At 72.9% G+C, this 12,373-nt stretch carries 11 protein-coding genes; 9 read left to right on the plus strand and 2 right to left on the minus strand.

The features are described from left to right. Positions 1-84 precede the first annotated feature (84 nt). On the plus strand, positions 85-720 hold the full coding sequence (locus FNQ90_RS03645) for a type III secretion system chaperone family protein (RefSeq protein WP_182604934.1): 636 nt from the start codon (positions 85-87) through the stop codon (positions 718-720). A 148-nt stretch (positions 721-868) separates the two neighbouring features. Beyond that, positions 869-1,627: a phosphoglyceromutase gene (locus tag FNQ90_RS03650; protein ID WP_182604935.1), complete on the plus strand. Its 759-nt coding sequence runs from the start codon at positions 869-871 to the stop codon at positions 1,625-1,627. Positions 1,628-2,155: 528 nt separating this feature from the next. Here the strand turns inward: FNQ90_RS03650 and phoU are convergent. Further along, positions 2,156-2,830: a phosphate signaling complex protein PhoU gene (phoU, locus tag FNQ90_RS03655; RefSeq protein WP_143621825.1), complete on the minus strand. Its 675-nt coding sequence runs from the start codon at positions 2,828-2,830 to the stop codon at positions 2,156-2,158. Positions 2,831-3,230: 400 nt separating this feature from the next. On the opposite strand from phoU, the gene FNQ90_RS03660 reads away from it, so the two are divergent. Further along, positions 3,231-4,607 carry a sensor histidine kinase gene (locus tag FNQ90_RS03660; protein ID WP_182604936.1) on the plus strand — a complete coding sequence of 459 codons (1,377 nt, stop codon included), beginning with the start codon at positions 3,231-3,233 and terminating at the stop codon, positions 4,605-4,607. Then, entirely contained in the window at positions 4,604-5,284 is a 681-nt protein-coding gene (locus FNQ90_RS03665; protein WP_143617419.1) for a response regulator transcription factor, read from the plus strand. Before FNQ90_RS03660 ends, FNQ90_RS03665 begins: the two co-directional genes overlap by 4 nt. A gap of 208 nt (positions 5,285-5,492) precedes the next feature. Here FNQ90_RS03665 and FNQ90_RS03670 read toward each other — a convergent pair whose 3' ends face one another. Next, complete coding sequence (locus FNQ90_RS03670; RefSeq protein ID WP_182604937.1) at positions 5,493-6,179, minus strand: DUF461 domain-containing protein; 687 nt, start codon at positions 6,177-6,179, stop codon at positions 5,493-5,495. A gap of 804 nt (positions 6,180-6,983) precedes the next feature. Here FNQ90_RS03670 and FNQ90_RS03675 point away from each other — a divergent pair. The 5 genes from FNQ90_RS03675 to rlmB all read left to right on the plus strand — a co-directional run bounded on the left by FNQ90_RS03675 (position 6,984) and on the right by rlmB (position 12,354). Then, positions 6,984-7,466 (plus strand): CarD family transcriptional regulator, encoded by a 483-nt coding sequence (locus FNQ90_RS03675; protein WP_143617423.1) that lies wholly within the window; start codon positions 6,984-6,986, stop codon positions 7,464-7,466. Between the two features lie 739 nt (positions 7,467-8,205). Continuing rightward, on the plus strand, positions 8,206-9,033 hold the full coding sequence (gene ispD / locus FNQ90_RS03680; RefSeq protein WP_182604938.1) for a 2-C-methyl-D-erythritol 4-phosphate cytidylyltransferase: 828 nt from the start codon (positions 8,206-8,208) through the stop codon (positions 9,031-9,033). Then, positions 9,023-9,577 carry a 2-C-methyl-D-erythritol 2,4-cyclodiphosphate synthase gene (gene ispF, locus FNQ90_RS03685; protein WP_182604939.1) on the plus strand — a complete coding sequence of 185 codons (555 nt, stop codon included), beginning with the start codon at positions 9,023-9,025 and terminating at the stop codon, positions 9,575-9,577. Before ispD ends, ispF begins: the two co-directional genes overlap by 11 nt. A gap of 134 nt (positions 9,578-9,711) precedes the next feature. Further along, positions 9,712-11,121, plus strand: a complete 1,410-nt coding sequence (gene cysS / locus FNQ90_RS03690; RefSeq protein WP_143617429.1) for a cysteine--tRNA ligase — start codon at positions 9,712-9,714, stop codon at positions 11,119-11,121. A 276-nt stretch (positions 11,122-11,397) separates the two neighbouring features. Then, on the plus strand, positions 11,398-12,354 hold the full coding sequence (gene rlmB, locus FNQ90_RS03695; protein WP_182604940.1) for a 23S rRNA (guanosine(2251)-2'-O)-methyltransferase RlmB: 957 nt from the start codon (positions 11,398-11,400) through the stop codon (positions 12,352-12,354). The last annotated feature ends 19 nt before the right edge of the window (positions 12,355-12,373 follow it).

Consider the following 12,373-nt stretch of genomic DNA (forward strand, 5'->3'; position numbering starts at 1 on the left):
CCCCCTTTCCCGGCGTCACGGGTTTTCCCGGTGTCACGGGCGCCGGTCCCCGTGCCGGCGGGGGCGGCCCCCTACGATCGGGACATGGCTGAGCCGCGACAGACCCCGGACCGCACCGACCCGGAGCCGGCGCGCACCGCCGGCGCGCCCGAGCCGGCGGATCCCGCAGAGCGGGCCCGCCGCACCGTCGAGGAGGCGCTGACCGACCTCGCCGGGACCACCGAGGCCCGCTGGGAGAGCCCCGCCCCCGGCCGGTACGTCGTCACCCTCCCCGGCACCCGGAAGCTCTCCACCACCTGTTCCCTGGCGGTCGGCGAGCACTCCCTGTCGGTCAACGCCTTCGTCATCCGTCGCCCCGACGAGAACCACGCCGAGGTCCACCGCTGGCTGCTGGAGCGCAACACCCGGCTGTACGGCGTCGCCTACGCCCTCGACGGCCTCGGCGACGTCTACCTGGCCGGTCGGCTGCCGCTGGCCTCGGTGACCGCCGAGGAGATCGACCGCGTGCTCGGCACGGTGCTGGAGCAGGCCGACGGGGCGTTCAACACGCTTCTGGAGAAGGGATTCGCCGGGGCCATCCGGCGTGAACACGCCTGGCGCACCGCGCGCGGCGAGTCCACCCGCAACCTGGAGGCGTTCGCGCACCTGACCCGGCCACCCGCCGGGACCGCCGGACCGAGCGGCCCCGACGCCGACCCCGGTCCCGGCGGATCGGCCTGACGCCCGGTCAGCGACCGTACGTCCCCACGCCCCGCGCGATGCCCCGCCCGCCGGCCCGGGCATCCGGCGGGGCGACCGGCGGCTCCGGGGGTGTCCGCTCCGCGAGCCCGGTCCGGTCCCGCGAGGGGAGTTAGTTTAGGCTCGGAACATGGCCGACGCACCGTACCGTCTGATCCTGCTCCGCCACGGCGAGAGCGAGTGGAACGCCAAGAACCTGTTCACCGGTTGGGTGGACGTCAACCTCACCGAGAAGGGTGAGCGGGAGGCCGTCCGGGGCGGTGAACTGCTCCGGGAGAACGACCTCCTCCCCGACGTCCTGCACACCTCGCTGCAGCGGCGTGCCATCCGGACCGCCAACCTGGCGCTGGACGTCGCGGACCGCGCGTGGATCACCGTCCACCGCAGTTGGCGCCTGAACGAGCGCCACTACGGCGCACTCCAGGGCAAGGACAAGGCCGCCACCCTCGCCGAGTTCGGTGAGGAGCAGTTCATGACCTGGCGCCGTTCCTACGACACCCCGCCACCGGTCCTGGAGGACGGCGCCGAGTGGTCGCAGAGCGACGACCCCCGCTACGCCCACCTGCCCTCCGACCTGCGTCCGCGCACCGAGTGCCTCAAGGACGTCGTGGTGCGGATGCTGCCGTACTGGTACGACTCGATCGTGCCGGACCTGAGCGCCGGCCGCACCGTGCTGGTCGCCGCCCACGGCAACAGCCTGCGCGCCCTGGTCAAGCACCTGGACAACGTCTCCGACCAGGACATCGTGGGGCTCAACATCCCCACCGGCATCCCGCTGCTCTACGAGTTGGACGCCGACTTCGCGCCGATCACCCCCGGTGGTCGCTACCTCGACCCGAAGGCCGCCGAGGCCGCCATCGAGGCCGTGAAGAACCAGGGCCGCAAGTAACACCCGCGCCCGACACACCCGCGCGTCCGGCCCCCCGCTCTCCCGGCGGGGGACCGGTTCGCCTTCCCGGCCCGGACGATGGTTGTTCCCGTCGGAAGCGGGGCCCGGAGCGGCTCCGGGGCGGTGTCGGCTGCCGAGGGTCCACCGTTCGCCCCCCGGGGCGAGGCGTGGCGCGTACGCGCCGGTCGAAGAGCCGTACCGGCCACGCGAAGGGGCCCGGTGCGCGACGGGTGTCGCGCACCGGGCCCCGGGGTGTGCTCCGGGCCGCCGGTATCGGATCGGCGGCCCGCGCCGGATGCCCGACCTCAGCAGGACCCGCCGCACTGGCAGGAGCCACCGGACTGGCAGCCGCAGCTGCACCCCGATCCGCAACTGCACGCCAGACGTGTCACAACCTGCTCGACCATGGGGTTCCTCCTCCGTGGCGAAACGGCCTCTTCCTCCGGACCGTTCCTCCCCGGGCCTCCGGCACGCCACCCGGGCGCATTCCCGGCGCGCGGAAGCACGGACGAAGGCGTTCACCCAGACTCAGGACTCCGGCGCGGGCTCCGGCTCGAACTCGTCGGCGTGCTCCCCCGTCACCAGGTACACCACCCGGCGCGCGACCGACACCGCGTGATCGGCGAACCGCTCGTAGTACCGACCCAGCAGGGTCACGTCCACGGCCGTCTCGATGCCGTGCTTCCACCGGTCGTCCATCAGGTGACGGAACAGGTTGCGGTGGAGCGAGTCCATCGCGTCGTCGTCGTGCTCCAGCTGCATGGCCAGCTCGACGTCCTTGGTGATGATCACCTCGGCCGCCTTGGCCATCAGCCGCTGAGCCAGCTGCCCCATCTCCAGGATGGTGGCCTGGAGGTCGCGGGGCACCGCCGAGTCGGGGAAGCGCAGGCGCGCCACCTTCGCCACGTGCTGGGCGAGATCGCCGGACCGCTCCAGGTCGGCGCTCATCCGCAGCGAGGTCACCACGATCCGCAGATCGGTGGCGACCGGCTGCTGGCGGGCCAGCAGCGCTATGGCGCTGTTCTCCAGATCGCGGTGCATCTGGTCGACCTTGTCGTCGCCCTCGATCACGCTCTCGGCGAGCTTGAGGTCGGCGTCCAGGATCGCCGTGGTCGCGCGTCCCATCGCGGAGCCGACGAAACGGGCCATCTCCACCAGGTTGTCGCTGATCGCGTCCAGTTCCTCGTGATACGCGTCACGCATGTTGTCGTGCCCTCTCCTGCCGTTCTCCGACCGGTGCCGGTCGTGTTTCCGCCGCTGCCCGTGCGTCGCGCGGTCCTCCGGGGTCCCCCTCCGTCGCCCGGCCCCGGGGCCCGCGGGGGGCCGGGGGGTCGGCGACGGGACGTCGGGATGTTCCCCGAAGTATCCCCCGACCCCGGCCCGGCATCCCGGATCCACGGGGTCGGACCCGTCACGGGGGCCGGAAGACCGGCGTGCGCCGATGGGTGCGCGCCGTTCCATGCCACCGTTCGCGCCCCGGACGACCGGCGCGGCCCCGGAAGGTGAACCGATCGCGTCGGGAAGGTGAACTTCTCCGGGACCCCGGACGAGCATTCGCCCCCGGCTCTGTGACCCGCTTGTCGCCGCCGCATAACCTGAGGTCATGGACGTGAACGCGGCGGTCGCCGCAGTGGCCGCGGTCGCCGGGCTCTGCACCGGTGTCTTCGCCATGCTGGCATTCCGCATCAGCGAACGCGAACGGACGCGCCCCCTGCGCTCCGGTCTCCCCGCGGACCAGGGACTGCCGCCCGGTGTGGACACCGTGCTGTCGGTGCTCCGCTCCTCCGCCGTGGTGCTCGACGAGGGCGACGGCGTGGTCAAGGCCAGTTCCGCCGCCTACGCCCTGGGACTGGTGCGGGGCGGACGGCTCGCCGTCGAGCCCATGCTCGCCATGGCCCGGGAGACCCGCCGGGACGGCGAGATCCGGCAGCAGGAGCTGGACCTGCCCCGGCGCGGCCGGGGCCGCTCGGACGCGCTGGCCGTCTCCGCGCGCTCCGCGCCGCTCGGCTCGCGTCTGGTGTTGTTGCTGGTCGAGGACCTCACCGAGGCCCGGCGGATCGAGGCGGTGCGGCGTGACTTCGTCGCCAACGTCAGCCACGAGCTGAAGACCCCGGCCGGTGCCCTGTCCCTGCTCTCGGAGGCCGTGATGGACGCCTCCGACGACCCGGAGGCCGTCCACCGGTTCGCCGGGCGGATGCAGATCGAGGCCACCCGGCTGACCAGCCTGGTGCAGGAACTGATCGACCTCTCCCGCGTGCAGGACAACGACCCGTTGACCAACGCGGAGACGGTCAGCGTCGACGAACTCGTCGGCGAGGCCATGGACCGCTGCCGGCAGGCCGCGAGCGGCAAGAACATCACCATGGCCTCCGGCGGCGTGACCGGCCTCACCCTGTGGGGCAATCGCGGCCAGCTCGCGGCCGCCCTCGGCAATCTCGTGGAGAACGCCGTCAACTACAGCCCGGCGCACACCCGGGTGGCCATCGCCGCCGCGCGCATCCCGGCGGAGGAGGCGGGCGCCCCGCGCGGCGCCGATCAGATCGAGATCTCGGTGACCGACCAGGGCATCGGCATCTCGGAGACCGACCGGGAGCGCATCTTCGAGCGCTTCTACCGTGTCGACCCGGCCCGTTCGCGGTCCACCGGCGGCACCGGTCTCGGCCTGGCCATCGTCAAGCACGTGGCCGCCTCGCACGGCGGGGAGGTCCAGGTGTGGAGCGCGGAGGGCCAGGGCTCCACCTTCACGCTGCGACTGCCGGAACCCGGCAGCGCGCGTGCGCGCCACCGCGCCGCCCGGCGCGACCGGAACACCACCGGCGGCGCGTTGCACGAACCGGCGGACTTTCCCGACGCCCCCGTGGACGAGGACGGCATGGTGACCGGCGAGGTCACCGTCGACCCGTCGCCGGGGGCGAACGGGAAACGCGGTCCGTCGGCAGTCACCCGCACCAACGATCCCGCCCGGGAGGTCACACCGTGACCCGAGTGCTCGTCGTCGAGGACGAGGAATCGTTCAGCGACGCCCTGTCGTACATGCTCCGCAAGGAGGGCTTCGAGGTCGCCACCGCGGCCACCGGACCCGAGGGCCTGGACGAATTCGAACGCAACGGTGCCGACCTGGTGCTGCTGGACCTCATGCTGCCGGGGCTCCCCGGTACCGAGGTCTGCCGCCAGCTGCGGGGCCGTTCCAACGTGCCGGTCATCATGGTGACCGCGAAGGACAGCGAGATCGACAAGGTCGTCGGTCTGGAGATAGGAGCCGACGACTACGTCACCAAGCCCTTCTCGTCGAGGGAGCTGGTGGCCCGGATCCGCGCGGTGCTGCGCCGCCGCGGTGACGCCGAGGACGAGGCGCCGGCCGCGCTGGAGGCCGGACCGGTGCGGATGGACGTGGACCGGCACGTGGTCACGGTCTCCGGTCGCAAGGTGGACCTGCCGCTCAAGGAGTTCGACCTGCTGGCGATGCTGCTGCGCAACGCCGGTCGGGTGCTCACCCGGATGCAGCTCATCGACCGGGTCTGGGGCGCCGATTACGTGGGCGACACCAAGACGCTGGACGTGCACGTCAAGCGTCTGCGGGCGAAGATCGAGCCGGACCCGGGGGCGCCCCGCTACCTGGTGACGGTGCGCGGATTGGGGTACAAGTTCGAGCCGTGACGGTCATCCGTCGGCCCGGTCCGCCGGTCCGCCGGTCGGCCCGGGCCGACCCCGGGGCGGAGGGTCCACGGGGCCCTCCGGCGCCCGGTACCCGGCGCCGACGGAGTCGTCCCGGTGATACCCGACAGATGTGCGACGGGCCCCGTCGTGTCGGAGCGGGGCCCGCCGTCCCCGGCCGGCCGCGTGGCGGAGCCGGGGCCCGGGGGGATCAGTCCTCGCCGCTCCCGTCGTTCTCGTCGTCCTCCACCTCGCCGGGCAGGCGGTCGGCGGGGGCCTCCTCGTTGTCCTCGCCCTCCTGCAGGCCCTCTTCGATGTCCTCGACACCCTCGATGGCGTCCTCGTCGATCCCGGCCTCGTCCTCGCCCTCGACCTCCTCGAGGGTCGGCGGCGCCCAGTCGAGGTAGTAGTCGAAGAAGTCGACGACCGGCATCACCCGCGCGTACAGGGCCGCCTCACCGCTGGTGCTCAGGTCGAAGACCAGGTGCTGGGCGTTGCCCGCGGCGATGCCCGCGCCCTGCGGGTCCTCGATGATGGCGATGGCGTTGCCCTCGCCGCCCAGGGCGAGCGAGCCGCGGGCGGGGATGACGATCTCGTCCTCGCCCTCGGCGGGGATCAGCTCCATCTCCTCACCGCTGCCGGGCAGGGTGATGGAGAGCAGGGTCTGGTCCTCGGTGCCGTCGTTGAAGATCCGCGCGCTGACCCCGGCGGGGCCGCCCTCCTCCTCGGCGAGCAGGACGTTGACGTTCTGGATCTTGATGTCCTCGACCTGCACACCGGCCTGCATGGGGCCGACCTGGTCCGTCTCGGCGTCGAAGCCGGCGCCGCAAGCGGTCACCGTGGCGATCGAGAGCACGAAGGTCGCGGTCAGGGCACCGCGTCGAAGGCTGCTGCTCACGGCGGCGGCATCTCCTTGGTCGAACTTCGGCGGCGGGCCGCATGCCCGGCCGCACTGCGGATGTCATGGGAAAGGCGGGCCCAGCCTATCGAGCGGCTCCGCGCGGTCCGCAGCCGACCCGGCCGTGGCGTCCGGGGGACGGGCGGGCCGGCCTCCCCGGCCGGATCGCGGCCCGGTCGGGGAGGGATGTCGAGCCCTCCCAACCGGGTTGTGGTCCAACGGATTTCTCCCCCGGGCCGGCCGGTCGGGCGGGCCCGGGGCGTGCGGAACCGACGGTCGGGGAAAGGGGTGGGTGCGCGCGGGACACGCGCCCATCGGGAAGCCCGTGATCGTTTTCGGGAGAACGCCCGTCGCCTTCCCGGGGCGTGCCGCGATCGAAACGTGATCACCCGCTTGCGGGGTCCCGGGAGCGGTTCACCGGGCTCCGCATTCCCAATCCGGGATCGGGTTTCCGGAGGCGATGTCGGCAACTGCCGGGCCCCCGGTAATAGCTTCGGAAGCGCTCGGGGAAGTGTGACGGAAGTCGACTCCCCGGCCTTCGGGAACCCCATCACGGGGATTCTCCCAACCGTGACAAAACGGACATGATTTCGCTGTGGGGCGTCCTCTTCGGCAAGTTCGTCCCGGGATTCCGTCGGTCCCCGACACCCCTCCGACCTGCGAATACCTGCCCTCCGGAGAGGTGCGATGCATGTCACCGGCAGCCTTGTCAAGCCCCGAGATATGGGCTGACCTGCGAAAACGCCATTCATGTGGGAGGAGATCCGTGTTACCCTGGATAGCCACGGAAGGGGTACCTGTCACATGACGTTCAAGGTTGGCGACACCGTGGTGTATCCCCATCACGGGGCCGCGCTGATCGAGGCCATCGAAACTCGCCAGATCAAAGGTGTGGACAAGACCTATTTGGTGCTGAAGGTCGCCCAGGGCGATCTCGAGGTGCGCGTCCCGGCGGAGAATGCCGAGCTGGTCGGGGTGCGCGACGTGGTGGGCCAGGAGGGCCTGGATCGGGTCTTCGAGGTGCTGCGCGCGCCGTATGCCGAGGAGCCCACCAACTGGTCCCGGCGGTACAAGGCGAATCTGGAGAAGCTCGCGTCCGGCGACGTGATCAAGGTGGCGGAGGTCGTCCGCGACCTGTGGCGTCGCGAGCGCGAGCGCGGGCTCTCCGCCGGTGAGAAGCGGATGCTCGCCAAGGCCCGCCAGATCCTGGTGAGCGAGTTGGCTCTCGCCGAGAGCACCAACGAGGACAAGGCGGAGACGCTGCTCGACGAGGTTCTCGCCTCCTGAGCCCGGCCGGCCCGCCGGCATCGGAAGGGGTCGCCGGAAGGCAGTGGACGGGGTACCCGGCTCATCCGGGGGGTGCTCTCGTGGCGAGTGGCGGTCATCCGTCACCCCGCCATCGCGGTGCCCGCTTCCCGGGGGTTTCCCGGTACGCGTCGGTCGTGCTCGGTGCGTTCGATGCCCCACCCGCCTTCCGGCCCCCTTCCCGCTGCTGCGATGCGGGGGGTCGCCCATTGTTCCCGGTCGTCCTCGTTCGCCTTCATCGGGGCACCGTCACGGCATCCACCGACCATCACCCGTCGGCGGGGCCACGGGCGCACCGCTCGGCGGCGCTTCCGGGATCGTTTCCCGGTGCGTCGCCGTCCGCATCCTTACCCATCGAGTACCGCCCTGTCGACGGGAAATCACACCCCGGAACACATCGACGGTGAATCGAACGACACCTGCGACGGAACCGGGGTGCCCCGGGACCGGTCGGGGCCGGGCCCCGGGCGGGGTCAGCGGTTGTTCACCCGGTACCTTTCGGGCACCGCGCCGGGCTCTCCCGCGCCGTGGTGGTCGCCGGGGCGACCCCGCGCACCGCGGGTTTGTCCGCGTGTCCGAAGGAGAACGGCGCGATCGGCGTCACGGAGGGTTCGGAAGGGGGCCGATCGCGCGACCTCCCGGCACACCCGGGCCATACCCACACCACCACCGACGACAAACCCGGCCCGTCGAACCCGGTCCGGAAACATTCCCGGAAGCGATGACACACACACCACTCACCGGGGCCGCCCGGCCCGCTCCCGGCCGCACCGCGGTCGTCATCCCCGCCGCCGGCCGCGGTGTCCGCCTGGGCCCCGGCACCCCCAAGGCACTGCGCCCCCTGGGCGGCGTCCCCATGCTGGTGCACGCGGTCCGGGCGATGGCCCGCTCCACGAGCGTCGGACCGATCGTCGTGGTCGCCCCCGCCGACGACGTGCCCGGCGTGCGCTCGCTGCTCGACGGCCACCCCCTGCCCGACCGGGTGACGCTGCGGGTGGTCCCCGGCGGCGGGACCCGCCAGGAGTCGGTGCGCCTGGGCCTCGCCGCCATCGGGGACCCCGACGTCGACGTGGTCCTGGTGCACGACGCGGCCCGTCCGCTGGTCCCGGTGGACACCGTCGAGACGGTCGTGGCGGCGGTCCGCGCCGGCGCCCCCGCCGTGGTGCCCGCCCTCCCGGTCACCGACACCGTCAAGCAGGTGGCGCCCCCCGCCGCACCGGCCGCCGACGGCGTGGACACCGTCGGGGGAACGGCCCCCGCCGCCGAACCGGTCGTCGCCACCCCCGCGCGCGCCCTGCTGCGCGCCGTGCAGACCCCGCAGGGCTTCGACCGCTCGGTGCTGGTCGCCGCGCACGAGGCCGGATCGGCGGCGACGGACGAGGCGAATGGCGGGGAGGGCGCCACCGACTGCGCCGCTCTGGTGGAGCGCCGCGGCGTCCCGGTGGTCCTGGTGCGCGGTCACGAGGAGGCCTTCAAGGTGACCCGCCCCCTGGACCTGCTGCTCGCCGAGGCCGTTCTCGCCCGCAGGAGCGTGGCCGATGGCTGGTGAGCACCCCCCGTCCCCGACGGGTACGCCGCCGGGGGCCGACGCCCCCGCCGTTCCCGCCGTTCCCGTTCCACTGATCGGGATCGGCACCGACGTGCACGCCTTCGAGGCCGGCCGGCCGTTGTGGTGCGCCGGTCTGCTGTGGCCCGACGCGGAGTTCGGCCTCGCCGGTCACTCCGACGGCGACGTGGCCGCCCACGCCGCCTGCGACGCGCTGTTCTCCGCCGCCGGCCTCGGCGATCTGGGCGCGCATTTCGGGACCTCCCGTCCGGAGTGGGCCGGTGCCTCCGGGACCCGTCTGCTGGGCGAGGCGGCCCGCATCGTGCGGGCGGAGGGCTTCACCATCGGCAACATCGCCGTCCAGGTCATCGGTGTCCGGCCGAAGATCGGAACCCGGCGGGCCGAGGCGCAACGGGTGCTCGGCGAGGCCGCCGGTGCCCGGGTCACCGTCTCCGGCACCACCACCGACGGCCTGGGCTTCACCGGGCGCGGCGACGGACTGGCCGCCGTGGCCACCGCGCTGCTGTTGCCGCCCGCCGGCCGCTGACCCGGCGGGCCGTCAACCACCCGACCCGTCAACCCCTCGTCCCGCCGGTGCCCGCGGAACGAGGGGCCGGCGCATCCCGGCCGGTCCGCCGCCGGGATGCGCCGGCGCCGCCCCCGGCCCACTACCCTGGTGCCGTGACTCTTCGCCTGTACGACACCGGAACCCGGCGGATCCGCGACTTCAGCCCGCTCGTCCCGGGTCACGTCTCGATCTACCTGTGCGGTGCCACCGTGCAGGCCGCCCCGCACATCGGCCACATCCGCTCCGGCCTCAACTTCGACCTGCTGCGCCGCTGGCTGCTGCACCGCGGGTACGAGGTCACCTTCGTGCGGAACGTGACCGACATCGACGACAAGATCATCACCAAGGAGGCCGAGGAGGGCCGTCCCTGGTGGGCCATCGGCTACGCCAACGAACGGGCCTTCGACGACGCCTACACGGCGCTCGGCTGCCTGCCGCCGACGTACGAGCCGCGCGCCACCGGCCACGTGCCGGAGATGATCGACATGATGCGGGTGCTCATCGAGCGCGGCCACGCCTACGCCGCCGACGGCAACGTCTACTTCGCGGTCCGCTCCCACCCCGAGTACCTCGCGCTCTCCAACCAGGACCTCGACAGCCTGCTGCAACCGTCCGGTGAGGGCGAGACCGGCAAGCGCGACCCCCGGGACTTCGCGCTGTGGAAGGCCGCCAAGCCCGGCGAGCCCGCCTGGGACACCCCCTGGGGCCGCGGCCGTCCCGGCTGGCACCTGGAGTGCTCGGCGATGGCCCACAAGTACCTCGGCCCCGCCTTCGACATCCACGGCGGCGGCGTCGACCTGGTCTTCCCGCACCACGAGAACGAGATCGCCCAGTCCCGGGCGTACGGTGACGACTTCGCCGCCTTCTGGCTGCACAACGCCTGGGTGACGATGAGCGGCGAGAAGATGAGCAAGTCGCTGGGCAACTCGGTGCTGGTCTCCGAGATGGTCCGCCGGCACCGACCGATCGTGCTGCGCTACTACCTCGGCACACCGCACTACCGCTCGACCATCGAGTACTCCGAGGCCTCGCTGGCCGAGGCCGAGACCGCCTTCGGCCGGATCGAGAACTTCCTGCACCGGGCGGTCGACCAGGCCGGGACGGTCGAGCCCGCCGGGTCCGACGCCCTGCCCGGCGACTTCGTCGCCGCGCTCGACGACGACCTCGGCGTGCCGCAGGCGGTGGCCGTGATCCACACCGTCGTTCGGCGCGGGAACACCGCCCTGGACGAGGGGGACAAGGAGTCGGTGGTCTCGCTCGCCGCGCAGACCCGCGCGATGCTCGGCGTGCTGGGGATGGATCCCCTGGACCCGATGTGGAGCGCGGCGGCGGGCGGGGACGCGAGCCGCGAGGAGAAGCTGACCGGCGTCGTGGACCACCTGGTGGGCCTGCTGCTGGAACGTCGCCAGGCGGCCCGGGAGAATCGGGACTGGGCCGAGGCCGACGCCATCCGTGACCGGCTGCGCGAGGCGGGTGTGGCCATCGAGGACACTCCCGCCGGAGCCCGCTGGGAACTGGCCTGACGGGCCGGGCCGTCCCGTCCACGGGGCCCGGTCCGACCGGTGCCGGTGGCCACCGCGTGCCTCCTCGTCGCCGGCCCGCCGTGTTCCCCGGCGTCCCACCGGGTCCCCGGCGGCCCATCGAGTCATCCCGTTCCCGGCCGTGACGGCGGCCGGGCATCCACCGGCCCGTGAACCCGGGCCGCCCCGCCCGTCCCCGTGACGGGCTCCTCGGAATTGTCCCCGTCGCATCCCGCCCGCCGCCCATCGCGGCGGACGGGCGGAAGGAAAGCGAATCCCATGGCAGGCAACAGCGGGCGTCCCAACCGCCGCACCTCCAACAAGAAGGGCGCCACCGTCGGCAGCGGCGGCAAGCGCCGCCGCGCGCTGGAGGGCAAGGGCCCCACCCCACCGGCCGAGATGCGCAAGGGCCACGCCAAGCAGCGCGCCGCCCAGGCCCGCGCCAAGCGCGCCGCCACGGCGCCGAGGCGGGGCACCGGGCGCGGCGGCAAGGGCACCTCCGAACTGGTGGTCGGCCGCAACCCGGTGCTCGAGGCGCTGCGCGAGGGCGTGCCCGCCAACGCCCTGTACGTCCAGCAGTTCATCGACAGCGACGACCGGGTCCGCGAGGCGCTGCGCCTGGCCTCCGAGCGCGGTGGCGTGCGACTGGTCGAGGCTCCCCGGCCCGAGTTGGACCGGATGACCAACCACCTCAACCACCAGGGGATGGTGCTCCAGGTCCCGCCGTACGAGTACGCCCACCCCGACGATCTGGTGGTCGCCGCGCACGACCGGGGCGAGGACCCGCTGATCGTCGCCCTGGACGGCGTCACCGACCCGCGCAACCTGGGGGCGGTGGTGCGCTCGGTCTCCGCCTTCGGCGGGCACGGTGTGGTCGTCCCCGAACGGCGGGCCGCCGGGATGACGGCGGGAGCCTGGAAGACCTCCGCCGGCACCGCCGCGCGCACACCGGTGGCGCGCGCCGCCAACCTCACCCGCGCGCTGGAGGCGTACCGGAAGGCGGGGCTGATGGTTGTCGGTCTGGCCGCGGAGGGCGAGATCGAACTGGGCGAGGTGGCGGCGCTGGACGGCCCCGTGGTCATCGTGGTCGGCAGCGAGGGCAAGGGCCTGTCCCGCCTGGTGGGGGAGACCTGTGACGTGCGGGCCCGCATCCCCATGCCCGGTGGCGCGGAGTCGCTGAACGCGGGCGTCGCGGCGGGTGTGGTGCTGTACGAGGTGTTCCGCCGCAGGAGCTGAGCGGGTTCCCCTCCGAACC

The organism is Streptomyces alkaliphilus, assembly GCF_014141535.1.
In the GTDB taxonomy this organism is placed as follows: Bacteria; Actinomycetota; Actinomycetes; order Streptomycetales; family Streptomycetaceae; genus Streptomyces; species Streptomyces alkaliphilus.